Origin of the sequence: Arthrobacter sp. SW1 (assembly GCF_001766675.1) — a bacterium.
GTDB lineage: Bacteria > Actinomycetota > Actinomycetes > Actinomycetales > Micrococcaceae > Arthrobacter.
The window spans coordinates 224,576-249,205 of the sequence record NZ_MJLT01000001.1 but is presented as its reverse complement, the minus strand read 5'-3'; the positions used below and the strand labels follow the sequence as shown (position 1 = coordinate 249,205).

The following is a 24,630-nucleotide window of genomic DNA, read 5'->3' as shown; positions in this document are numbered from 1 at the left end:
TCTATCGACCTGTGTAACGCCCGGGCGCGTGGATTATTCCCGGGACTACTTGGACGATCCCTGCGCAGCCCTGCGGCCGGATACCTTCGGGACCATCCCCGTGGTCCAGTCGAGGAATTCGCCCTCGTTTCCGGGCACGACGGCGGGACGTTCCTTGAGAGCCTTGAGCAGGGCCTTCTTTTCCCGCCGTCCCTCGACCAGCTTGTAGAGGACCGGAACCAGGATGAGGGTCAGCAGGGTGGAGGACACCAGGCCGCCGATCACCACGATGGCCAGCGGCCGTGAGATGAAGCCGCCACCGCCGGTGAAACCCAGGGCCATCGGCGTCAGGGCGAACACAGTGGCGAGGGCGGTCATGAGGATCGGCCGCAGGCGCTGCCGGGCGCCGTGGGTGATGGCGTCGTCGACGCTCATGCCTGGGCGGCCGTCCCGCGGGGCGCGGTATTGGTTGATGAGGTCGATCAGCACGATCGCGTTGGTGACCACGATGCCCACGAGCATGAGCAGGCCGATCAGCGCAGGAAGGCCCAGCGGGACGCCGGTCAACAGGAGCAGGCCGACCGCGCCGGTCGCGGCGAACGGTACGGAGACCAGCAGGATGAGCGGCTGGACCAGAGATTTGAAGGCAGCCACCATGATCACGTAGACGATCGCGATCGCTGCCAGCAGCGCCAGGCCCAGCTGGCGGAAGGACTCGGCCTGCTGGGTGGTGGCGCCGCCGATTTCGGCGGTGATGCCCGGGGGCAGTTCGACCGCGGCGAGCCGCTCCTGCACCGCGCTGCTGAGCGCGCCGAGGTTGGAGCCCGACGGCGTCACGGTCACCCGGGCGGTCCGCTGGCCGTTGCTGCTGGTCACCGAGAGCGGCACTTCCACCTGCTCCACGGAAGCGATGTCTTCAAGCTTCACGGGGCCGCGCGGCGTGGGGACCGCCATGTCCCGCACCGCCGCAACGCTGGTGAAGCGGGTGCCTTCGCCGATCCGGACCGGGAAGTCGTTGGCATCGATGCGCACCGTGCCGGCTGGAACCGGGGAGACGGTGGCTGCAAGCACGCCGGCCACCTGTTCTTCACTGAGGCCCGCGGCGACGGCTTTGGCGCGGTCCACCTTCACCTGGACCACCGGCTGGGCCGCGGACAGGTTGGTGGCGGTCTCCGAGCTCCCGGGCACGCCGTCGAGCGCCTTGACGACGGCGTCACTCGCCGTCTGGAGGTCCGCTGCGGTGGCGGCGTTGATGGTGACGTCGACCGTGGACGAAGTGCCGAAGCCGCCCTGCCGGGCACCGACGGTCAGTTTGCCCGCCGCGCCGGCTTCGGCCAGGCGCCGACGGACCGTGTCCTGCAGTTTGTCCTGCGCCGCGTTCTCTTCCGTGACCACGGTGAAGGTCGACGACGAGGCGCCGCCGGAGCTGAGCGCGGCCAATCCGTTTTGGGCTGTGCCGGAGGTGACCTGGACGTCCTTGATCCCGTCGATGCCCGCCAGGACATCCTCGACGACGGTGGCCGCCTTGGCTGTATCGGCCAGGCTGGTCCCGGGCGGGAGGACTTGGCGGACCGTCATGCTGTTCTCGCCGGAGCGGCCCAGGAGGTCGGTTGCCAGGAGCGGTGTCATGGCGGCGGTGCCGCCGAGGACCAGGACGGCCGCGATGATGGTCCACACAGGGTGCTTCTGGGTGGTGGCAAGGACCGGCAGGTAGCCGCGTTGCAGGCGCGTGCGTTGCTCGGCCTCATGGGCTTTCGCAGCGGTCTCTTTCGCCTCCGCCGGGTCCGCGGCTGCGTCCGGCGATTTCAGGAACCAGTAGGCCAGCACGGGAACGATCGTCAGGGCCACCAGCAAGGACGCGAGCAGCGCGATGGTCACTGTAAGGGCGAACGGCCGGAAAAGTTCCCCGGCGAGGTCGCCCACAAAGGCAATGGGAAGGAAGACCGCCACTGTGGTCAGCGTTGATGCGGTGATGGCGCCGGCTACCTCGCGGATGGAGTTCAGGATGGCCGTGAGCTTGGGTTCGCCGTAGCTCAGGTGGCGCTTGATGTTCTCGATGACCACGATCGAGTCATCCACCACGCGGCCGATCGCGATGGTGAGCGCACCCAAGGTCAGGATGTTCAGCGAATAGCGGGTGGCGGAAATGCCGATGAACGTGATCAGCAGCGACAGCGGGATGGACACCGCCGTGACCAGGGTGGAGCGCACCGACAGCAGGAAGAGCAGGATCACCAGCACCGCAAAACCGAGCCCCAGCAAGCCTTCGGTGGTGAGGTCCTTGATCGACTTCTCGATGTAGGGCGCCTGGTCGAAAACCGGCGTGAAGCGTGCGTTGGAGCCAAGCTCCGCGCTCATCTGCCCCAGCGAATCCTTGACCGCGTGCGAGATCGCCACGGTGTCGGCGTCGGGCTTCTTGGTGACGGTGAGGGCAAGCGTCGGCACGCCGTTGGTCCGCGTGATCGAGGTGGCGGCATCGTCCTTGATGGAGACGTCGGCCACGGAAGCGATGGTGGTCCCGGCTTTGGCGCCGGCAACGGGAAGGCCCTTGATGGCCTCGAGTGAATCCACCGGACTGCCGATCTGCAGCGAGAGGGACTTGCCCTGCTCCTCGACGGTTCCCGCCGGAACCAGCGCGCCGTTGTTCTCCAGGGCCTCGGACAACGAGCGGACGCTCGCTCCTGCGGCGGCCATGGCGGCCGGCCGCGGCGCGATCAGGATGTGCTGGGTGGCGCCGCCGCTGACTTCGGCGCCGCGGACGCCGTCGATCTTCTGCAGCCGTGGCACGGTGAGCCGCAGGAGATCGGCGTTGAGTCCGCTGAGCGGCTTGTCCGAGGAAACCGCGAGGAAAATGATCGGGAAGTCACTCACGCTGCCCGCGAAGGAGCGCGGCTCCACGTCATCCGGAAGCGACCGCCTGGCGTTGGAGATGGCCCGGTCGATCTGGTTGCGGGCACGGTCCAGGTTGGAACCGTAGCTGAACACCAAGGTGATCCGGGAAACCCCGCTTTGCGAGGTGGAGGTGCTGGACTCGAGCCCCTCCACGCTGTTGAGCGCGGTTTCCAGGGGGCGGCTCAGCTGCTTGTCCACCACCTCCGGGGATGCCCCCGGCATCGAGGTGACCACCGTCACCTGCGGGAACTCGATCGACGGGATGAGCTCCTGCTTCAGGGAGGACATCGTGATCACGCCGAACACCGCCGCGAAGACGGTGATCAGCGCAATCAATGCCCTGTTCGCCAGTGAAAGCCGTGCCAGAGCGAACATTGCATTGTCTCCTGGGGTCTGCGTGGTCTCCTGGGAACTGCGGCGGTCAGTGCTGCGTGGCGTCCGCGTTTTCGAGCTGCAGCGACTTGGCGGTGCCCGCCTCGATTTCCGCGGCGAGTTCCGGGTTGTCGTTCAGCTTGACGCCGTAGCCGGGCATCATTTCCTTGAGCTTGGACTGCCAGCCCTTGAAGTTCTTCGGGAAGGTCTTCTGCAGCAGCTCGATCATGATCGGCACCGCGGTGGAGGCTCCCGGCGAGGCACCCAGCAGGGCACCGATCGAGCCGTCGCGCGCCGCGATGACTTCGGTGCCGAACTGCAGGACGCCACCCTTCTGCGGATGCTTCTTGATGATCTGCACCCGCTGGCCGGCCGTAATGAGTTCCCACTTGCCGCCGTCGGCTTCGGGGTAGTACTCGCGCAGGGATTCGACCTTCGCGTCGTGGCGCTTGGCGACCTCCTTGATCAGGTAGGCCGTCAGGTCCATGTTGTCCTTGGCCACGGCGAGCATCGGAATGATGTTTCCCGGGCGGATGGACAGCGGCAGGTCCAGGTAGCTGCTGGTCTTGAGGAAGTTGGTGGAGAATCCGGCGTACGGTCCGAAGAGCAGCGAACGTTTGCCATCGACGTAGCGGGTGTCCAGATGCGGAACGGACATCGGCGGCGCGCCGACCGAAGCCTGGCCGTAGACCTTGGCGCTGTGCTGGGCCGCGGTTTCCTCATCGGTGCAGCGGAAGAACTGGCCGGACACGGGGAAACCGCCGTAGCCCTTGCTCTCGGGGATGCCGGAGGCTTGCAGCAGGTGCAGCGCACCGCCGCCGGCACCGACGAACACGAACTTGGCGTGGATCCGGCTGCGTTCCCCGGAAGCCGGGTACTTGAGCGACAGGTCCCAGCCGCCGTCGGACGCCCGGCTCACATTGGTGACCTCATGACCGTAGTTGACCTCGACGCCGGTCTTGGCCAGGTAACCGGTCAGCTCACGGGTCAGTGCGCCGAAATCGACGTCGGTTCCTTCGGCCGCGCGGGTGGCTGCGACGCGCTGCTGGGGATCACGGCCTTTGACGATCAGGGGAGCCCACTTGGCGATCTGCGCCTGGTCTTCCGTGTACTCCATGCTGCGGAACAGCGTGTTGGGCTTGAGTGCCTCGTAGCGGGTCTTGAGGAAGTCCGCGTGCTTGTCGCCGATGACGAAGCTCATGTGCGGAACGGTGTTGATGAAGCCTTTGGGGGAGCCGATCAGTTTTTCGTCGACCAGGTGGGACCAGAACTGGCGGGACAGCTGGAATTGTTCGTTGATGTGCAGGGCCTTGGAGGGATCCACCGAGCCGTCTTTGGCTGCGGGGGAGTAGTTCAGTTCGCAGAGCGCCGCGTGGCCGGTTCCTGCGTTGTTCCACGGGCCGGAGCTTTCAAGGCCCGCCTCATCGAGGCGCTCGAAAAGTGCGATGCTCCAATCCGGTTCGAGCTGCTTGATGAACGCCCCGAGCGTTGCGCTCATGATTCCGCCGCCAATGAGGACGACGTCGGCGTGTTTGGTCTTGGAAATGAAGGTCACAGTCAATCTCCGATAGCAGCGGCATTGGCTGTCACAGAATATCCCCGGGCCGCCCCATAACTGAAATTGCGGCAGACAGTCAAGACTTTAGGCGGACGTTCGTGAAAACTTCGTTCAAGACCGGCGAAGCGGGGTATTTTTCCACCCGGTCGGACAGGGCCAGTGCGGAGATCGGGAAGGCAATAGGCACCGCCGGTACGGTTGCCGCGATCTGGGCGTTGATGGTTTCGTACTGGGCGTTCCGTTCCGGGCCCTCAGGCAGGCCGCGGGCGCGGTCGATCTTCGAGAACACCTGGGCATCGTTGTAAGCAAACTCACCCCGGCGTTCGCCGAACAGGGTGCCTACGAAGTTGTCCGGGTCCGAGTACACGCCGTTCCAGCCGAGCAGGTGGAGGGCATGGTCCCCGGGCGACTGCACCTTCTGCAGGTAGCCGTCCTCCCAGTCCACGGGGACCGGGCGGATGTTGAAGCCGACGGCGGTGAGCTGCCTGCTGATTTCCGCGTAGATCTTCTCGGGGGTGGGAAGGTAGCTGCGGGTCACGTTGAGCGGGTAGTAGAACTTCAGCGGCTCGCCCTTGTAGCCGGCCTTCGCCAGCAGCTGCTTCGCCTTGTCTGGGTTGTAGCCCAGGGATGGTGCGTTGTTGTTGAAGCCGCTCAGCTTGGGGGGAACGAACTGCGAAGCCTGCGCCGTGTTGTCCATGAAGAACTTCCGGATCAGGCTTTCCTTGTCGATGGCGAGCTCGATCGCCTGGCGGACCTCAAGCTTCTGCAGCGGCGCCGCGGCCTGGTTGATGCCCAGGTACATCACCGAGAACGGGTCCCGCTGCACGATCTGCATGCCGTGCTTGACGAGGGGATCGAAAGTGCCGGCGGTGACCAGGTCATAGCCGTCGATCCGGCCGTTCAGCAAAGCGTCGAGCCTGGTCTGCGGATGATCGAACGGAACGAAATTCAGGGTGGCGATCTGGCCCCGCTCGCCCCAGTACCCGGCGTAGCTCTTCAGGGTGATCCGGTCCTTCGCCCAGGTGCCGAAGACGAAGGGGCCGGTACCCACCGGGTGCGTGGCGTACTCCGACACGGCCTGGCCTTCAAGCGTGCGGTCGAGGACGTTCGCCTTTTGCTTCTGCAGCGCCGTGGGGGAGGACATGGCGAAAGCCGGCAGGGTCAGCGCCTGCAGGAAACCGGTGAAGGGCCTGGTGAGGCTGATCTTCACTCCGTGGGTGCCCTGCACGGCGCAACCCTTGTAGAGGGAGAGCGAGGCGTTGTCGGAGAACGACTTGAAGACGCTCTTGAACATGATTCCGGGAGCCTGCTTGCGGACTGCCGGGCTGAAGGTGAACCAGCGGTTGAAGTTGCTGCACACTGCCGCGGCGTTGAATGCGGTGCCGTCGTGGAAGGTGACCTTTTCACGGAGCGTGAAGGCGTAGCTCAGCCCGTCTTCGCCTTCGCTCCATTCGGTCGCCAACAGCGGTGCAAGCTGCCCGGTGGAAGGGTCGATGCCCACCAGGCCCTCCATGACCTGGCGGGTGACCCGGTAGGACTCGGAATCGTTGATGAGGGCGGGGTCGAGGCCGAGCGGCATGGCCGGGGTCCCGAAATTGAAGGTCTTGTCCGGCACGGCGGCCGGAGTACTCGCCGTCGGCGTTCCGCTCGACGGTGACGGGGCAGGGGCGGCGGTGCAGGAGCTCAAGGCCAGGGCAAGAAGGCCTGCGCCGATCTGAAGCGTCATCCGGCGTCGTGTGCTGCTTGCCACTCTTGTCCCCTCAAGGCAGTTGGACGGAATGCGGCTGGACCCCGTGCAAAGGGGTCCAGCCGTCCAGTTTGGTGCGCAAGGGGGGACTTGAACCCCCACGCCCGAAGGCACAGGAACCTAAATCCTGCGTGTCTGCCAATTTCACCACTCGCGCAAAGTGCCGGCGCCGGGACGATCACATCCTGCTGCCGCGCCGGGCTCCATTCTACCCATGCGGCCACCCGGCCGGTGCCATTCCAGGGCACCGCGGGCATGTTGGCAGGCTTTGCTCAGGCTTTGTCGAGCTTGAGGTCCCGCCGGAGCTTGGCGACGTGGCCGGTGGCGCGCACGTTGTACTGCGCCACCGCTACCTTGCCTTCGGGATCCACCACGATCGTGGAACGGATCAGGCCCTGGTACGTCCGCCCGTAATTCTTCTTCTCGCCCCAGGCTGCATATGCGTCAGCTACCTTGTGGTCCTCATCGGACAAGAGCGGAAAGGTCAGCGATTCCTCGGCAACGAACTTCGCCAGGGCCGGCACGGGATCCGGCGAGATGCCCAGCACCTGGTAGCCGGCAGCCTGCAGCGATGCCAGGGAATCCCTGAAATCGCAGGCCTGTTTGGCGCAGGCGGGCGTCGATGCGGCGGGGTAGAAGTACACGATCGTGTTGCTTCCGCGGAAGGATTCCAGGCTGACGTCGTTGCCGTCCTGGTCCTTGAGGGTGAAAGCGGGGGCGGTGTCGCCCGGGGTAAGTCGTTCAGCCATGGGTGCTCCTAGCGTGCGTCGGCGATCACCCAGCTTAGTAATTCTGCGTGCGGGAACCGAATTGGCGGCGGTTGCTTTTATATACTGGCTGTTATGCCTGACATTGAGCGTTGGCCCACCGGAAGGCTGTTGTCTACAGCGGCCCGCCTCGTGGAGCACGCGTGGAACGAGAAGTTGAACAACCTGGGCTTGACGCACGCCGGAGTGATCGCCATGGAGGTTCTTGCCGTAAAGGGGCCCATAAGCCAGGTCCTGCTGGCACAGATCGTCCGGGTCCAGGCCCAGACCATGGGCAAGACCCTCGCCCGCCTCGAATCGCATGGCTACATCGAGCGGTCGCGCAGCTCGAGCGACAGACGCAGCCAGATTGTCAGCCTCAGCGACGCCGGCAGCCGGGTCCTCGAAACCGCCGAACGGCTTGAACGTGAAGTCCTGCGGGATTCCCCCGTGGATGCGGATGCCCTGCGAGGCGAGCTCAAGATCCTGGTCCGCGCCCTGTCCGGGCAGCAGGCTTCCCCCGAAGTGCATGAAATCGTGGCAGCCTCAGGGACCAGTGTCCTCACCGGTGCCGAAGGCCGGCGGATGGATTAGCTGCAGTCGACCCGGGGCCGACCCTGGGCGGAGTCTCGGCGGGGCCGGCCCTGACCGGCGTCCCCGAGAGCTTAAACGAAGAATCCCGGAGCAGCGCCTGCCGCTCCGGGATTCTTCCCTTGGTGCACCCCCCGGGACTCGAACCCGGAACCCATTGATTAAGAGTCAATTGCTCTGCCAGTTGAGCTAGAGGTGCATTCAGTTGTGGTGTCCAACCCAAAGAAATAACCCTTGAACGCTGTTGCCGCTCAAGGGCTCTTCCCTTGGTGCACCCCCCGGGACTCGAACCCGGAACCCATTGATTAAGAGTCAATTGCTCTGCCAGTTGAGCTAGAGGTGCATGTTGATTTCGACCTTCGGAATGGAGTATTTCCTTTTCCGTTGATCTCCGCAACGACATGTAACTCTACACGAGAGACGCGCAAAGTGCGAAATCGGCAGGGCGGGTTTGCCGCGGGCTATCCGGGGAGCCTCAGCCGCAGCGCGAAATCGGGGGATTCGTTGTTGCTCAAGACCCACAGCGTGCCGTCGGAGGCCAGCGAAACGTCCCTGAGCCGGCCGAATTCTCCCGTGAAATAGGACACAGGATCACCGGCCTGTTCGCCGTCCAACGGCACGGTCCAGAGCCGCTGCCCGCGCAGTGCCGCCGTGTACGCCACGCCACCGGTGATTTCGAGCCCGCTGGGGGAGGCGTCCGAGGTGGATGGCCACACCGCCTTTGCGTCGATGAACTCCCCGCGGCCCGGGGCGCCCGTCACCTCCGGCCAGCCGTAGTTGCCGCCGGGGCGGATGAGGTTGAGTTCGTCGTCGACGTCCGGCCCGAACTCGCTGGCCCAGAGCCTTCCGTCTTTGTCCCAGGCGAGTCCCTGCACGTTCCGGTGTCCGTAGCTGTACACGGGATTGTCGCCAAACGGGTTGCCCGGCGCCGGCTGCCCGTCAGGGGTCAGGCGCAGGATTTTTCCACCCAACGCGTTACGGTCCTGGGCTTGTTCGCGCTGCTGGGCGTCGCCTGTGCCCACATAGAGGAAGCCGTCCGGTCCGAAGCGGATCCTGCCGCCGTTGTGGGTGGACGCCTTGCGGATTCCGGAGAAAACCACTGTGGAGTTCCCCAGCGTGAGCTTTCCGCCCGGCCCCGCCTCCAGGCGGGCGCGGGCAATACGGTTATCGGATTCGGCCGTGTAGTAGAAATACAGCAGGCGGTCGGTGGAAAAGCCAGGGGACAGGGCCAGTCCCAGCAGCCCGCCTTCGCCTCCGGGCACGACGCCGGGAACCTCGCCGATGACGGTGGCCTCGCCGTTTCGGACGACTTTAAGGAGCTTGGAGTCCCGTTCGGAGATGACTGCCGTGCGGTCCGGCAGGAAGACCACCGACCACGGGAGGTCGAGGCCAAGGTCGAGCTTCTGTTCAACCGAGGGTTCTTTGCCGGGCCGTCCAACGGGCGCGGTACTGCCGCCCGGGGCAGTTGCGGACGGTTCGGTCCCGCCCCTGGCCGTGGTGGTGCTGCCGGGCGCCGGCGGTCCGGCGGTGCAGCCGCTGAGCAGCAGCCCGCCGGACAGCAGTAAAGCAAGCGGCCGTAGCAGCGCGAAGGGCAGGGAAGCGCGTCGCCTGCCAGATGATCCGCAGCCCATGCGCCCCATCCCGGCCCCCGGCTTCCGTGGCCTCAGTAACGCGTCCGGCGCGGCGGACGGAATCCGGCAGCCTCGGCGTGCGCCGCGGAGAGGAACCACACCGATGCGTGGGCTTCGCCGTAGGCCGGCATGTCTTCGTCGTAGTAGGTCATGGTTCCGGCATCCGCCTTGACGGGGAAGTCGGCAGGGCCGCTCCCATCGGGCCCGGCCGCGGCCGAACCTTCGCCGTATGGCTGCCCGGCGGCCAGGTGCCCACCCAGGGCCGGGGTGTCCTCTGCGGTTGCCGGGGCTTCGGCAGCAGGTTCCGGAGCCTGTGCGTCAGTTGCGGGCAGCCCTTCTTCCGCTGCCGCCGTTTCCGCGCCGGGCAGGGTGGGGGCGTGTGGAGCGGTGTATTCGGGGTTGTGCGCGGGAGCCTGCCTCGGCGGAGCCTCGCTCCACGTGGCCTCCCACTCTTCCTTGTCTGCGGAAGTTTCGTCTGCTGCAGTATCGTCCGCCGCAAACTCGGCGGAGTCCGGGGCAGTCCCGGTGGCGGACTCCGGTTCCGCAGCTGCGGCAGCCCCGCCCGCCGCGGCAGGGGCTGCGTCGGAGGGCTCCTCGGCGAGGGGCCCGGCGTCGGCGGGTGCGACGTCGTCGGCCGTCACACCTTCGACGGCGGGTTCTTCCGCCGTGGACGGCTCCTGCGGCACCTCTTCGCTGAGGACCGGTTCGGAGGTTACGGGCTCGGCAAGCTCGGGTTCGTCGACAGGCTCCACGAGCGCTTCAGCCACAGGCTCACGTTCAGCCTGCACGGCCGCCGGCTCCCCGGGGGCGGAGCCGGAATCTTCCCAGTCGTCAACGTCGCCGCCGGCGGATTCCGCAGCTGCCCCTGAGTCCGCCTCGTGCGCGGGGGCAGCTTCGGCTGGGGCAACTTCGGCGGGGACGGGCACCGGCGCTACCGGCGGAGTGCCGGCCATCGCGGCTGAAGGATCCGCGTCCAGGTGCGGGGACGACGCCGAGGGCGCCGGAGCGGCAAGGCCCGCGGAAGAGGCGGTGTCCGTCGGCGCGGAGGAAGAGCCCCTTCGGCTCAACAGCCACCACGCGATTGCGGCGACCACAACGATGACGATGACCCAGATCAACACATCCATGGAAGGAGCCCTTCTGTTTGGGTGATTCACTTGTCAGCTTTGACGTTACGGCGGGCTCCGGAGGGTGTCCAGCAACCATCCCCTAGGGTGGCCACATGGATTTCAAGAGGTTGCGGATCCTCCGCGAGCTGGCGGACCGGCGGACCGTCGGCGCCACGGCGGAGGCCATGAACGTCACGGCGTCCGCCGTATCCCAGCAGCTCAAGGCGCTGCAGGACGAACTGGGCGTGGTCCTGGTGGAAAAGGACGGCAGGGGAGTGCGGCTCACCGAGGCCGGCCGTGCCATGGCGGAAGCCGCCGCCGAGGTCGCCACCGCCATGGCCCGCGCCGAATCCACCATGGACGCCTACCGGCAGGGCTGGCAGTCCCGCATCCGGGCGGCGTTCTTTCCCAGCGCCGCCGAAATGTTGTTGCCCGGGCTGTTGCACCGTTTGAAGGACATTGCCGGGCTTCGCCTGGAAGCCCACTTCGAGGATCCGGGAGCGGAAGGCTTCGCCGGGCTCGCCGCCGACTACGACATCGTCCTGGCGCACAGCGTGGACGGCGCGGACGTGTTCGCCCGCCACGGACTTGAGGTGCTGCCCTTGCTGGAGGAACCCGTTGACATTGCCATGCCTGCCGGGCATGAGCTGGCCGCCAAGCAGCGCCTCACTGCGCACGATGTGGCCGGATACCCGTGGATCGGGGTCCCGCCCGGGTTCCCCTTCGACGCGATCCTGCGCCAGATTGAGCTCCAGGCCGGAACAACGGCGGCGCAGATCCAGCGCTTCCCTGACCTGCGGGTCCTCGAGGCATTGGTCAAGGGCGGCCACGGCATCTGCCTCCTGCCCAGGTACACGGCCCGCAGCGGCGGCGACCACGGACTGGTCCTTCGACCGCTCGACGGCGTCCGCGCCGGCCGCAGTATCGTTGCCCTCGCCCGTCCCGAGGTCGCCGCGCGGACCACGGTCCGCCGCACGCTCGGACTGCTGCGGGAGGAAGCAAGGCTGGTCGCCGTGCTGCGCGGGCCCTAGACTTTCGGCCATGAGCGAGCAGAGCGGGATGGATCAGGGCGGAACCGGCACAGTCGCGGCGGGCGGTGGGCCCGATATCAAACCCCGCAGCCGGGCGGTCACCGACGGTATCCATGCTGCCCCGGCACGCGGCATGTTCCGGGCCGTGGGCATGGGCGATGACGACTTCGCCAAGCCGCAGATCGGCGTTGCAAGCTCCTGGAACGAAATCACTCCCTGCAATCTTTCGCTGAACCGGCTCGCCCAGGGCGCCAAGGAAGGCGTCCACGCCGGCGGCGGTTTCCCCATGCAGTTCGGCACCATCTCCGTGTCCGACGGCATCTCCATGGGCCACGAAGGCATGCACTTCTCGCTGGTGTCCCGCGAAGTCATCGCGGACTCCGTGGAAACCGTCATGCAGGCCGAGCGCATCGACGGTTCCGTGCTCCTGGCCGGCTGCGACAAGTCCCTCCCGGGCATGCTTATGGCTGCGGCGCGGTTGAACCTTTCCAGCGTGTTCCTGTACGCGGGCTCGATCATGCCGGGCTGGGTGAAGCTCGAGGACGGCTCCGAAAAAGAAGTCACCCTGATCGATGCCTTCGAGGCGGTCGGAGCGTGCGCCGCCGGAAAGATGAGCCGCGAAGACCTGGACCGCATCGAAAAGGCGATCTGTCCGGGCGAGGGCGCCTGCGGCGGCATGTACACGGCCAACACGATGGCCTGCATCGGAGAGGCGCTGGGCATGTCGCTGCCGGGCTCGGCTGCTCCTCCTTCGGCAGACCGCCGTCGGGATGATTTCGCCCGGCGCTCCGGGGAGGCCGTGGTCAACCTGCTGCGCCTCGGCATCACGGCTCGGGACATCATGACCCGGGAAGCGTTCGAAAACGCCATTGCCGTCACCATGGCATTCGGCGGGTCCACCAATGCCGTGCTGCATCTCCTGGCGATCGCGCGCGAGGCGGAGGTCGAACTGACACTGGATGACTTCAACCGCATCGGCGACCGCGTGCCGCACCTCGGCGACCTCAAGCCCTTCGGCCGCTATGTCATGACCGATGTCGACCGGATCGGCGGCGTTCCGGTCATCATGAAGGCACTGCTCGACGCCGGACTGCTGCACGGCGATTGCCTTACCGTCACGGGGAAGACGGTCGCCGAAAACCTCGCCGCGATCAACCCGCCGGACGTCGATGGAAAGATCCTGCGCGCCCTCGACAACCCGATCCACAAGACCGGCGGCATCACCATCCTGCACGGATCGCTCGCCCCGGAGGGGGCCGTCGTCAAGAGCGCCGGCTTCGATGCCGACGTCTTCGAGGGCACTGCACGCGTCTTCGAGCGGGAACAGGGCGCGCTGGCAGCCCTCGACAACGGCCTGATCAAAAAGGGCGACGTCGTGGTCATCCGCTACGAAGGCCCCAAGGGCGGCCCCGGCATGCGTGAAATGCTGGCCATCACCGGGGCCATCAAGGGCGCGGGCCTCGGCAAGGACGTGCTTCTGCTGACCGACGGCCGCTTCTCCGGCGGGACCACCGGCCTGTGCATCGGCCACGTCGCGCCGGAAGCCGTCGACGGCGGTCCCATTGCTTTCGTGAAGGACGGGGACCGGATCAGGGTGGACATCGCAGCGCGCACCTTCGACCTGCTGGTGGACGAAGCGGAACTGGAAGCCCGCAAGGCGGGATGGTCGCCTCTGCCGGCCCGTTACACAAAGGGTGTGCTGGCGAAATATGCCAAGCTGGTACACAGCGCCTCTACGGGCGCCTACTGCGGGTAGCGCCTGGATTCGACGCTCACCCCCGGCGGTTTCGACAGGCTCAACCACCGGTGGTTGAGCCTGTCGAAACCGCCGGGAGACCAGCACGTGGACTATCATGTCCAAATAGTGAGACGAGGTGTCCGCCGTTTGACACGTCTCTCACAAAGAGGGAAAACTGAACGCATGATCGCAACTGTCACCGGCATCGTCGTCGTACTTAGCAAGCGCGTGGCTTACTAAGCCGGCCGGCAACGATCTGTCACGCGCAACCCCTCGAAGAGCCGCAAGGCTGAGGGGTTTTTTTATTGCCGATGGCAGAGCGAAATGTGATCGCACGCAGTACCCAGCAGTACCTTTCACTAACTGAAGATCCCCAAAGGAAGAGTCCGATGAGCAAAGGATCGCCGATCAGCCCCTCGCTGATGGCTGCAAAGTCCGCTGGAGCCGCGAAGGCTTCGGAAAAGGTCGACCGTGCCGCTGACGCCGTCGTCGACAATGCTGCAACTCTCTCTCCTGTACTCGGGCCGAACAACGTTGTACCCCCAACGGTGATGACCGGCTCGGAAGCTATTGTCCGCTCGCTCGAAGAACTCGGCGTGGACGATATTTTTGGTTTGCCCGGTGGCGCGATCCTCCCCACCTACGACCCCTTGATGGCCTCCAAGATGAATCACGTCCTGGTCCGTCACGAACAGGGAGCCGGCCACGCAGCCCAAGGCTACGCCATGGTTACCGGACGGGTTGGCGTCTGCATCGCCACCTCCGGCCCAGGTGCCACTAACCTCGTAACCGCCATCATGGATGCCCACATGGACTCCGTGCCCCTCGTGGCCATCACCGGCCAGGTCTCGGCTGCCGTCATCGGCACCGACGCCTTCCAGGAGGCGGACATCGTGGGCATCACCATGCCGATCACCAAGCACTCCTTCCTGGTGACCGACGCCGAAGACATCCCGCACGTGATGGCCGAAGCCTTCCACCTCGCATCCACCGGCCGCCCCGGCCCGGTGCTGGTGGACATCGCCAAGAACGCCCAGGTCAGCAACATGACCTTCTCCTGGCCGCCGAAGGTGGACCTGCCCGGCTACCGTCCGGTGGTCCGTGGCCACAACAAGCAGGTCCGTGAAGCCGCCCGGCTCATCGCCGAGTCCAAGAAGCCCGTCCTGTACGTGGGCGGCGGCGTGGTCAAGGGCCACGCCTCGGCTGAACTGCTGGAACTGGCCGAGCTGACCGGCGCTCCCGTCGTCACCACCCTGATGGCCAAGGGCGCGTTCCCGGATTCGCACAAGCAGCACGTGGGCATGCCCGGCATGCACGGATCGGTTTCCGCCGTGACCGCGCTGCAGCAGGCGGACCTGCTGATCACCCTCGGTGCGCGCTTCGATGACCGCGTCACCGGCGTTCTGAGCACCTTCGCTCCGAACGCCAAGGTCATCCACGCGGACATCGACCCTGCGGAAATCTCCAAGAACCGCCTGGCCGATGTGCCGATCGTGGGTTCGGTCAAGGAGATCATTCCGGAACTGAGCGAAGCTGTCCGCACCCAGTTCTCGCAGTCCGGCACTCCGGACCTCGAGGCCTGGTGGTCGTTCCTGAACAACCTGCGCGAGACCTACCCGCTCGGCTGGACCGAACCGGAAGACGGACTCAGCGCCCCGCAACGCGTCATCGAGCGCATCGGTGCCCTGACCGGGCCCGAGGGCATCTACGTGGCGGGCGTGGGCCAGCACCAGATGTGGGCAGCCCAGTTCATCAAGTACGAACGCCCGCACGCCTGGCTGAACTCCGGCGGCGCCGGAACCATGGGCTATGCCGTCCCGGCCGCCATGGGCGCCAAGGTAGGCGAACCGGACCGTGTTGTCTGGGCGATCGACGGCGACGGCTGCTTCCAGATGACCAACCAGGAGCTGGCCACCTGCGCCATCAACAAGATCCCGATCAAGGTCGCGATCATCAACAACTCCTCGCTGGGCATGGTGCGCCAGTGGCAGACCCTCTTCTACGACGGCCGCTACTCGAACACCGACCTGAACACCGGCCACGACACCATCCGCATCCCGGACTTCGTCAAGCTCGCCGATGCCTACGGCTGTGCGGCCCTGCGCTGCGAGCGCGACGAGGACATCGACGCCACCATCCAGAAAGCCCTGGAGATCAATGACCGCCCCGTGGTCATCGACTTCGTGGTCAGCCCGAACTCCATGGTGTGGCCGATGGTCCCCGCCGGTGTGTCGAACGACCAGATCCAGGTAGCCCGCAACATGACCCCGGAATGGGAAGAGGAGGACTAAGCATGAGCCGCCACACACTGTCCGTTCTGGTCGAAGACAAGCCCGGCGTGCTGACCCGCGTGGCCAGCCTCTTCGCCCGGCGCGCCTTTAACATCAACTCGCTCGCCGTAGGCCCCACCGAGGTCAGCGGCATCTCCCGGATGACTGTCGTCGTCGACGCCGACGGCGACCTCATCGAGCAGGTCACCAAGCAGCTGAACAAACTGGTCAACGTGATCAAGATTGTCGAGCTGACTTCCGAATCTTCCGTACAGCGCGACCACATCCTGGTCAAGGTACGTGCGGATGCCGCGACACGTCTGCAGGTCACCCAGGCTGCAGACCTGTTCCGTGCCTCCGTGGTCGACGTGTCCACAGACTCGTTGGTCATCGAGGCAACCGGTCACCCCGAGAAGCTCACGGCACTACTGTCAGTGCTGGAGCCGTTCGGCATCCGTGAAATTGTGCAGTCCGGCACGTTGGCCGTTGGACGGGGATCCCGCTCCATGAGTGACAGGGCGCTGCGTTCCGCTTAGGAATCAAGCCAGGCGTCCGCCTGGCCGGAAGCAGCTGCCCAACCGCAGCACCACAGAATTACATCTCCAAGAAACCACTCAAGAGGAGTTACGCAAGTGACTGAAATGTTCTACGACGACGACGCAGACCTGTCGATCATCCAGGGCCGCAAGGTTGCCATTGTCGGCTACGGTTCCCAGGGCCACGCCCACGCGCTGAACCTGCGCGACTCCGGCGTCGAGGTCGTCATCGCCCTTAAGGACGGCTCCAAGTCGACCGCCAAGGCCGAGGAAGCAGGCTTCACGGTCAAGAACGTCGCCGACGCCGCCGAATGGGCCGACGTCATCATGATCCTCGCTCCGGACCAGCACCAGCGCTCGATCTACAACGACTCCATCAAGGACAAGCTGACCCCGGGCAAGGCCCTTGCCTTCGCCCACGGCTTCAACATCCGCTTCGGCTACATCGACGCTCCTGAAGGCGTCGACGTCATCCTGGTCGCTCCGAAGGCCCCGGGCCACACCGTGCGCCGCGAATTCGAAGCCGGCCGCGGCATCCCGGACATCATCGCCGTCGAGCGCGATGCTTCCGGCTCCGCTTGGGAACTGGCCAAGTCCTACGCCAAGGCCATCGGCGGCACCCGCGCCGGCGTCATCAAGACCACCTTCACCGAAGAGACCGAAACCGACCTGTTCGGCGAGCAGTCCGTTCTCTGCGGCGGCGTGTCCCAGCTGATCCAGTACGGCTTCGAGACCCTGACCGAAGCCGGCTACCAGCCGCAGATCGCCTACTTCGAGGTGCTCCACGAGCTCAAGCTCATCGTGGACCTCATGTGGGAAGGCGGCATCGCCAAGCAGCGCTGGAGCGTTTCCGACACCGCTGAGTACGGCGACTACGTCTCCGGCCCGCGCGTCATCACCCCCGAGGTGAAGGAAAACATGAAGGCCGTCCTCGCCGACATCCAGTCCGGCGCGTTCGCCAAGCGCTTCATCGACGACCAGGACAACGGCGGCGCCGAGTTCAAGGAACTGCGTGCCAAGGCTGAAGCTCACCCGATCGAGGCCGTCGGCCGCGAGCTGCGTTCGCTCTTCTCCTGGCAGCAGCAGGATGCCGACTACGTCGAAGGCACCGCAGCCCGCTGAGGCCTGTGAAGCCAAGGCTCCATGAAGCGTCCGTCCGGCCATCAGGCCGGGCGGACGCTTTTGCCATGTACCGCGCGCCGGGAGCATGTGAAATTGTTCACAAGGACCGAACCCGCGCGTAACATCGACTGCGGGCGCCGGAAACGCCGCCGCGGAGCGATATTCTGGGCGGGACCCGGTTCCCAGTTCCGGGTCACGCATCCGCTCCTTGTCCACAGTCCTGCAAAGTAAGGTGCCACCCCGTGTCAGACACGAAACCCGTCGTCCTCATTGCCGAGGAACTTTCGCCCGCAACGATCGAGGCCCTGGGCCCCGACTTCGAAATCCGCCAGGCCGACGGTTCTGACAGGTCCGCGCTGCTCCCGGCCATCGCCGACGTCGACGCCATCCTGGTCCGTTCGGCAACCCAGGTGGATGCTGAGGCAATCGCTGCCGCCAAGAACCTCAAGGTCATCGCCCGCGCGGGCGTCGGCCTCGACAACGTCGACATCAAGGCCGCCACCCAGGCCGGCGTCATGGTCGTCAACGCCCCGACGTCGAACATCGTCTCCGCGGCTGAACTCACCGTGGGCCACATCCTCAGCCTGGCCCGCCACATCCCCCAGGCAAGCGCCGCGCTCAAGGGCGGCGAGTGGAAGCGTTCCAAGTACACCGGCATCGAACTCTTCGAGAAGAAGATCGGCATCATCGGCCTCGGCCGCATCGGTGCCCTCGTTGCCGCCCGGCTGCAGGGCTTCGACACCGAGATCCTGGCTTACGACCCCTACATCACCTCGGCCCGCGCCGCCCAGCTGGGCGTCAAGCTCGTCACCCTGGACGAACTGCTCGAGAACGCGGACTTCATCACCATCCACATGCCGAAGACTCCCGAGACCGTGGGCATGCTCGGCGCAGACGCCTTCCGCAAGATGAAGGAATCCGCCTACGTCGTGAACGTTGCCCGCGGCGGCCTGGTGGACGAGGACGCACTGTACGTGGCCCTGAAGGAAGGCCAGATCGCCGGTGCCGGCGTCGACGTCTTCAACAAGGAACCCAGCACCGACCTTCCGTTCTTCGAACTGGACAACGTCGTGGTCACCCCGCACCTGGGTGCCTCCACCGACGAAGCCCAGGAGAAGGCCGGCGTGTCCGTGGCCAAGTCCGTGCGCCTCGCTCTCGCCGGTGAGCTGGTGCCGGACGCCGTGAACGTTGCCGGCGGCGTCATCGCCCCGGACGTGCGCCCGGGCATCCCGCTGATCGAAAAGCTCGGCCGCATCTTCACCGCACTGACCCACGACTCCCTGACCCAGATCGATGTCGAGGTAGCCGGCGAGATCGCAGGCCTGGACGTCAAGGTCCTGGAGCTCGCCGCCCTGAAGGGCGTCTTCGCGGACGTCGTCACCGAACAGGTCTCCTACGTCAACGCTCCGGTGATCGCGGATCAGCGCGGCATCAACACCCGCCTGATCACGACGCCGGACGCCGAGGACTACCGCAACGTCCTGACCTTGCGCGGTGCTTTGAGCGACGGTTCCCAGATCTCGGTGGCCGGTACCCTGACCGGTCCGAAGCAGGTCGAGAAGCTGGTGGGCGTTAATGGCTACGACGTCGAAATCCCGATCACCGAGCACCTCGTGGTGGTTGCCTACCAGGACCGCCCGGGCGTCATCGGCACCATCGGCCACATCCTGGGCATGAACAACATCAACATCGGCGGCATGCAGGTGGCACGCCAGACCGAAGGCGGCCAGGTGCTTGCCCTGCTGACCATCGACAGCTCGGTGCCGCAGCAGGTCCTCGATGCCATCAAGGCCGGCATCGGCGCCGACATGGTCCGCGAAGTGGACCTCGAAGACTAAGCCGCGAGGGCCCCGAATCGAGCGGAGCGAGAATTGGGAGCGGCTTGGTCGTTAACTCCACGAGGTTTCCCCGTCTCCATCACACGGCTACGCGCCGGAGCCTTGGGCTTCGGCGCGTAGCCGTCTCCGGTCTGCCTACAATGGCTAAGTCCGGTTTTCGGATCCGGCGGCAGGCCGGTCACTACTTTCCGCACAGCTTACGCAGGTCAACACTGCCCTGCGGCACACCGTTCCTGCACGTGTGCGCCCGCAATCCAGGTCTCAGGGAGAGAGCCGAATGAACGCCGTCCAGAGGTTCATCAGAAGCCGTGTGCTGCTGCTGACCTCGGCCATCTTGATCGTTGCCATGTGCTTGTCCGTCTTCATCCAGAGCCAGTCGCAGGCGGCCCTGAACCGCACGGTGGACGAGAACTCCCGGGGCCTGTACGACATCCTCGTCCAGGCCAAGGGCAGCAAGGACGGAAAGGCGATGATCCAACCGGAAATCGCCACCGGCCAGGGCGGCATCAGCTTTGAACAGCTGGAGAAGATCCGTGCCCTCTCCGGCACCGCGGTTGCCGCTCCCATCAGCCTGGTGTCACGCGTCATCCAGAACCTGGAAGCCCCGCGGCTGAACGCCATGGACTACCTCGGCTACAACTCCGGCCTGGCCGGCGGAGCCACCGCCGGCGATCCGACCGGTACCGAGGCGAAGAAGTGGCCCGCGCCGGAATCCGTACTGCCGGAGAAGGCCACCAAGTACCGCCTCACCGCCACCGCCGTGAGCTCTGACGGCGTCTCCGAACAAACGCTCTTCAAGACAAGCGCCGAAGGCACCCTGGGCAAGGCCCGGATCGTCGAGGAAAAGACCTCCGGCGGCAAGAGCATCCGGATCACCGGCCCCGAGGGCGAGACGGGCATCAAGTTCCCGTCGCCGGCCGGCGGATCGGACCACAACCTCTTCAACCTCTCCGTCTCCCTGCCCATGGCGCCGGAGGTGACCGAGTCCGTCGTCGCCGTCGACCCCGCCGCGGAACGCGCCCTCCTGGGCTCGGCAGGCGACTTCCTGGCGCCGCTGGAGAAGGCCCCGCCGGCGGACGCCCGCAACGCCGGTGCCATCGGCCGGTACTTCGAAGAACTCTTCACCACCAGCCCCACGCAGCAGGAACTCGAGGAAGGCCCGGACTTCCTCGGCGTCAAGCTCAAGTACTGGGCCCCGCTGATGACCCAATACCAGCAGGCGAAGATCGCCGGGCAGCTCACCGACGATTCGCAGGCGATCCCGCTGATCGTGCGCAAGGGAACCTCCCTGGACCTGACGTACTCGGTGAAGATCGAGGAAATCGACGACGCCGGCAACGTGGTCAAGGATGTCGGCACCGTGTCGCGGTCGCTGGATAAGGACTACTTGCCGTTCGTCTCCCGCTCGCCGTTCACCCTGCAGTGGCCCGGTTCCACCGACCACAGCCAGCTCCTGGGCAACACCGGCAACTTCAGCCAGGGCCTGTACCAGCCGGCACAGTGGAGCACGGACTTCGCGGCGGCGCCCAAGTACAAGGACGGCGAGACGGCCGCCAACGGCTCGCTCAACAAGTCCGCCACACCGGGGGACTGGGTCACGGTGAACCGCCTTCCGGAAAAGTCGCTGCGCGGCGAGCCGGTCGACCAGACCCAGCGCGAACCCGCCGACGAACGTTCCTACCGGGAAAGCCTGGCTACCGGAAACACTCCGGCCACTCCGCTCCCGATGGTCTACGGCACCTTCGACCCCGCCGAAGTCCAGGCTGCAGCTGGTGATATCAACCGCCTCCCGTTGGGCGGCTACGACCCCGCGCCCATGACGCTCGAAAAGGACGCCGAGGGCAAGGACGCCGACAAGGGGCTCAAGCCGTCCCTGAGCGCCACCGGCCTGGTCAGCCAGTCCGCCGGCGCCATCACCGACTACTACGGCCTGGCCGCCGCCCGCGGCTACGACAGCAATGCCGACGTGATCGACGCCGTCCGCGTCCGCGCCGGGGCCTCCGGCACCTGGAAGCAGGCCCAGCCTGAGGTTGAGAAGCTGGCCGACGAGATCCGTGCCATGGGGCTGGAAGCCACTGTGGTGGCCGGTTCCGCACGCGAAGACGTGAGCATTTTTGTCCCGGGTTACTCCAAGGACGACGCCGGCAAGGAATCGGCGCTCGGAACGGTCGCCCAGTCGTGGGTCCGCCAGGACGCGGCGGATGCCGTGTCCGGCTCCCTGACCGGAACCAACATCACGCTGCTGTTCCTGGCCCTGTGCGGTGCCACGCTCCTGACGGCGGCCTCCACGGTCAGCTACATCCGGCAGCGTCGCAGCGAGGCCGGCATCCTGCGGGCCATGGGCTGGACCCAGGCCAGGATCCGCCGCTGGGTGCTGGAGGAATTCGGCATCGGCGCGGCAATCCTCGCCGCAGCAGGGCTGCTGTTGAGCCTCCTCAGCTGGAACCTCGCCACCGTGATCGTGTCCGTGGCCGTGCTGGCGATCTACTGCACCGCCGCCTACGTCGCAGCGCTCATGCTGCGGCACCGCCACGAAGTGGACCAGGAGCCGCAGCACGACGAACGCCTGCTGCCGGTCGATTCGGCACTGACGTTCGCTTATCGGCAGGTAGTGACCAACCGCTTCAACTCCGCGGCCCTCGCCGTCGCCGTGGGTGTTTTCGGTGCCGCCGTCGGCGCATTGATCGCCCTGCTGATCGACATCCCGCGCGCGGCAGGCGCCAGTGCCCTCAGCGGCCTGGCCGCCGCGAGCGTGGCCCTGCCGAGCGTGATCCTCGCCGTCACCGGCGTCCTGGTGGGCCTGCTCCTCACGCTGGTCACGGCCCGTTTCGAGCTGCAGGCCAAGCGCCAGTACCTCTCCATCCTGCAGGCCATGGGATGGAACCCGGACATGCTGGGCCAGGTGCGTTTCTTCGAGAACGCGCTCGTCGGAACCGTCGCCGTGATCCTCGGCGTCCTGGGCGCCCTGGCCCTGGGCCTCATCCTCGCCCCCTATGCCGCCCTGTGGGCGGCCCTGGCCGGCCTGCTGGCCGTCATCTGCTGGATTCCCATTGCAACGAAAGTGGTCAAATGACTGAGAACCTCCACAACGATCCGCACGCGGGGCAGGAAACCGTGAAGGAATCCGCCGGGGAGTCCCTGCAGACGCGAGCCAACACCATCGTGAAGGCCGCCGACCATGCCACGCCCCTCGAGCTGAGCCGGATCACCATCCGCTACGGCGGCGACAAGGGCGGCGCCGAGCCCGTGACCGTCGTCGAGGACTTCAACCTCACCCTGCACGCCGGCGAGATGCACTGCGTGGCGGGCCGAAGCGGCTCCGGCAAGACCAGCATCCTGACCGTCGGCGCAGGCCTGACCCTGCCGACCGCAGGCCGGGTGCTCTGGGAGGGCCAGTCCCTTGAGACGATGGGCGACGACGAGATCGCCGACCGCCGCCGCGCCCTGATCGGTTACGTGGACCAGGGCGGAGCCCTGATCGACGGCATGAGCGCCTTGGAGAACGTGCTGCTTCCGGCCGTGCCCGACGGCGAAGTGGAACAGCGCACGGAAATGGCCAAGGACCTGCTGGACCTGGTGGGCCTTGGCCGGCGCATGCGGCACCGCCCGGCGCAGCTGTCCGGCGGTGAGCGCCAGCGCGTGGCCATCGCCCGTGCCCTCATCCTGGGCACCCGCGTCTTGGTGGTCGATGAGCCCACCGCGAGCCTGGACCGCGCCTCCGCGAACAAGATCATCGGCATCCTCAAGGACACCAGCACCGACGGCATCGCCGTCCTGGTGGCCTCGCACGACCACGAACTCGTGCGCCTGAGCGACACCTTGACCGAGCTGAACTGACCACCCCACCCCGCCACCGCCGAAAAAAGGTACCTTTCTAGAGTGAGCCCCGCAGAAAAGCCCCCGTTCTACATCACCACCGCCATCAGCTACCCCAACGGCGCCCCGCACATCGGGCACGCCTACGAGTTCGTGGCGGCGGATGCGATGGCGCGCTTCAAGCGCCTGGACGGCTACGAGGTCTTCTACATGTCCGGCACGGACGAGCACGGGCTCAAGGTCCAGCAGACGGCGGACAAGGAAGGGATCACGGCCAAGCAGCTCGTGGACCGCAACTCGGCGGCCTTCCGCGAGGTCCACGACCTCGTGGGCAGCTCCTATGACCGCTTCATCCGCACCACGGACGCCGACCATTACGCGGCGAGCCAGGCCATCTGGAAGAAGATGGAAGCCAACGGCGACATCTACCTGTCCAAGTACGAAGGCTGGTACTCGGTCCGCGACGAAGCCTATTACGGCGAGGATGAGACCATCGTCAAGGAAGACGGCGTCCGCTACTCCAAGGAGACGGACACCGAGGTCACCTGGACGGCCGAGGAAAGCTACTTCTTCCGGCTCTCCGCCTACCAGGACAAGCTGCTGGCGCTCTACGAAGCCCAGCCCGAGTTCGGCGCCCCCGGCTACCGTTTCAATGAAGTGATCAGCTTCGTCAAGCGCGGCCTCGAGGACCTGTCCATCAGCCGCACCACTTTCGACTGGGGCGTGCCGGTTCCGGGCGACCCCAAGCACGTCATGTACGTCTGGGTGGACGCGCTCACCAACTACCTGACGGGTGCCGGCTACCCGGACGTCGAATCGGAGTCGTTCAAGAAGTTCTGGCCGGCCGACGTCCATGTGATCGGCAAGGACATTTCCCGTTTCCACGCCATCTACTGGCCGGCCTTCCTCATGAGCGCGGGCCTGGAACTGCCCAAGCGCGTCATGATCCACGGCTTCCTGCACAACAACGGCGTGAAAATGTCCAAGTCCCTGGGTAACGTGGTGGCTCCGGCCGACTTCATCGGCCAGTACGGCGTGGACCAGGTGCGTTTCTTCTTCCTGCGTGAAGTGCCCTTCGGCGCCGACGGCAGTTACAACCACGAGGCGATCGTGGGCCGCATGAACGCCGACCTCGCCAACAACTTCGGCAACCTGGCCCAGCGCTCCCTGTCCATGGTGGCCAAGAACTGCGAAGGCAAGGTTCCGGTTCCGGGCGCGTTCACCGCCGAGGACACCGCGCTGCTGGAGAAGGCAAACGGACTCTTGGAGACTGCCCGCGCCGCCTTCGCGAAGCAGGAGTTCTCGCGTGCCCTCGAAGCGATCTGGGGCGTGCTGGGCGACAGCAACGCGTATTTCGCCGAGCAGGCTCCGTGGCAGCTGCGCAAGACCGACCTCGAACGCATGAACACGGTCCTCTACGTCACCCTCGAAGTGGTCCGCATCGTGGCGATCCTCGCCCAGCCGGTCATGCCGTCGTCGTGCGCCAAGCTGCTCGAGGTGCTCGGCCAGCCTGAAGGCGAGGCCCGCCAGTTCGCGGCAATCGCCACACCGATCGTCGCCGGTACGGACCTGCCCGCCCCCACGCCGGTGTTCCCGCGCTACGAGGAACCGGCGGACGCCTAAGGCGCCGCAGCACAGCAGAACACAGAGAACC

At 66.0% G+C, this 24,630-nt stretch carries 16 protein-coding genes and 3 tRNA genes; 10 read left to right on the top strand and 9 right to left on the bottom strand.

Going from position 1 to position 24,630, the window contains the following annotated elements:
- Positions 1–45: 45 nt before the first annotated feature.
- From BIU82_RS01195 to bcp, 5 genes are all read right to left on the bottom strand, one after another.
- A complete protein-coding gene (locus BIU82_RS01195; protein ID WP_070347619.1) occupies positions 46–3,246 on the bottom strand; it encodes an efflux RND transporter permease subunit in 3,201 nt (1,066 codons plus the stop codon).
- Positions 3,247–3,292: 46 nt separating this feature from the next.
- Complete coding sequence (locus BIU82_RS01190) at positions 3,293–4,798, bottom strand: malate:quinone oxidoreductase (protein WP_070347618.1); 1,506 nt, start codon at positions 4,796–4,798, stop codon at positions 3,293–3,295.
- Between the two features lie 79 nt (positions 4,799–4,877).
- Positions 4,878–6,527: an ABC transporter substrate-binding protein gene (locus BIU82_RS01185; protein ID WP_171906467.1), complete on the bottom strand. Its 1,650-nt coding sequence runs from the start codon at positions 6,525–6,527 to the stop codon at positions 4,878–4,880.
- A gap of 93 nt (positions 6,528–6,620) precedes the next feature.
- Positions 6,621–6,705, bottom strand: a tRNA-Leu gene (locus tag BIU82_RS01180).
- A 115-nt stretch (positions 6,706–6,820) separates the two neighbouring features.
- On the bottom strand, positions 6,821–7,297 hold the full coding sequence (bcp, locus tag BIU82_RS01175; RefSeq protein WP_070347617.1) for a thioredoxin-dependent thiol peroxidase: 477 nt from the start codon (positions 7,295–7,297) through the stop codon (positions 6,821–6,823).
- A 93-nt stretch (positions 7,298–7,390) separates the two neighbouring features.
- Here bcp and BIU82_RS01170 point away from each other — a divergent pair, with 93 nt between their 5' ends.
- Complete coding sequence (locus BIU82_RS01170) at positions 7,391–7,888, top strand: MarR family winged helix-turn-helix transcriptional regulator (protein WP_070347616.1); 498 nt, start codon at positions 7,391–7,393, stop codon at positions 7,886–7,888.
- Positions 7,889–8,008: 120 nt separating this feature from the next.
- Here the strand turns inward: BIU82_RS01170 and BIU82_RS01165 are convergent.
- The 4 genes from BIU82_RS01165 to BIU82_RS01150 all read right to left on the bottom strand — a co-directional run bounded on the left by BIU82_RS01165 (position 8,009) and on the right by BIU82_RS01150 (position 10,643).
- Positions 8,009–8,084: transfer RNA gene (locus BIU82_RS01165), tRNA-Lys, on the bottom strand.
- Between the two features lie 68 nt (positions 8,085–8,152).
- Positions 8,153–8,228, bottom strand: a tRNA-Lys gene (locus tag BIU82_RS01160).
- 118 nt (positions 8,229–8,346) lie between these two features.
- The gene (locus tag BIU82_RS01155) at positions 8,347–9,516 is read right to left on the bottom strand and encodes a PQQ-dependent sugar dehydrogenase (protein WP_070347615.1); all 1,170 of its coding nucleotides are present in this window, start codon (positions 9,514–9,516) and stop codon (positions 8,347–8,349) included.
- Positions 9,517–9,548: 32 nt separating this feature from the next.
- Positions 9,549–10,643, bottom strand: a complete 1,095-nt coding sequence (locus tag BIU82_RS01150) for a hypothetical protein (protein ID WP_070347614.1) — start codon at positions 10,641–10,643, stop codon at positions 9,549–9,551.
- A 95-nt stretch (positions 10,644–10,738) separates the two neighbouring features.
- Between BIU82_RS01150 and BIU82_RS01145 the strand changes: the two genes are divergently transcribed.
- From BIU82_RS01145 to metG, 9 genes are all read left to right on the top strand, one after another.
- Positions 10,739–11,656: a LysR family transcriptional regulator gene (locus BIU82_RS01145; protein ID WP_070347613.1), complete on the top strand. Its 918-nt coding sequence runs from the start codon at positions 10,739–10,741 to the stop codon at positions 11,654–11,656.
- A gap of 28 nt (positions 11,657–11,684) precedes the next feature.
- Complete coding sequence (gene ilvD, locus BIU82_RS01140; protein WP_070347612.1) at positions 11,685–13,412, top strand: dihydroxy-acid dehydratase; 1,728 nt, start codon at positions 11,685–11,687, stop codon at positions 13,410–13,412.
- A 371-nt stretch (positions 13,413–13,783) separates the two neighbouring features.
- Positions 13,784–15,685, top strand: a complete 1,902-nt coding sequence (locus BIU82_RS01135; RefSeq protein WP_070347611.1) for an acetolactate synthase large subunit — start codon at positions 13,784–13,786, stop codon at positions 15,683–15,685.
- 2 nt (positions 15,686–15,687) lie between these two features.
- Positions 15,688–16,200, top strand: coding sequence for an acetolactate synthase small subunit (ilvN, locus tag BIU82_RS01130; RefSeq protein ID WP_070347610.1), 513 nt, complete (start codon positions 15,688–15,690; stop codon positions 16,198–16,200).
- A gap of 96 nt (positions 16,201–16,296) precedes the next feature.
- The gene (ilvC, locus tag BIU82_RS01125) at positions 16,297–17,322 is read left to right on the top strand and encodes a ketol-acid reductoisomerase (protein WP_070347609.1); all 1,026 of its coding nucleotides are present in this window, start codon (positions 16,297–16,299) and stop codon (positions 17,320–17,322) included.
- A gap of 242 nt (positions 17,323–17,564) precedes the next feature.
- Entirely contained in the window at positions 17,565–19,160 is a 1,596-nt protein-coding gene (gene serA / locus BIU82_RS01120) for a phosphoglycerate dehydrogenase (protein WP_070347608.1), read from the top strand.
- A 277-nt stretch (positions 19,161–19,437) separates the two neighbouring features.
- The gene (locus BIU82_RS01115; RefSeq protein ID WP_070347607.1) at positions 19,438–22,233 is read left to right on the top strand and encodes an FtsX-like permease family protein; all 2,796 of its coding nucleotides are present in this window, start codon (positions 19,438–19,440) and stop codon (positions 22,231–22,233) included.
- A complete protein-coding gene (locus tag BIU82_RS01110) occupies positions 22,230–22,997 on the top strand; it encodes an ATP-binding cassette domain-containing protein (protein WP_171906466.1) in 768 nt (255 codons plus the stop codon). Before BIU82_RS01115 ends, BIU82_RS01110 begins: the two co-directional genes overlap by 4 nt.
- Before the next feature lie 42 nt (positions 22,998–23,039).
- Positions 23,040–24,599: a methionine--tRNA ligase gene (gene metG / locus BIU82_RS01105; protein WP_070347606.1), complete on the top strand. Its 1,560-nt coding sequence runs from the start codon at positions 23,040–23,042 to the stop codon at positions 24,597–24,599.
- Positions 24,600–24,630: the final 31 nt, after the last annotated feature.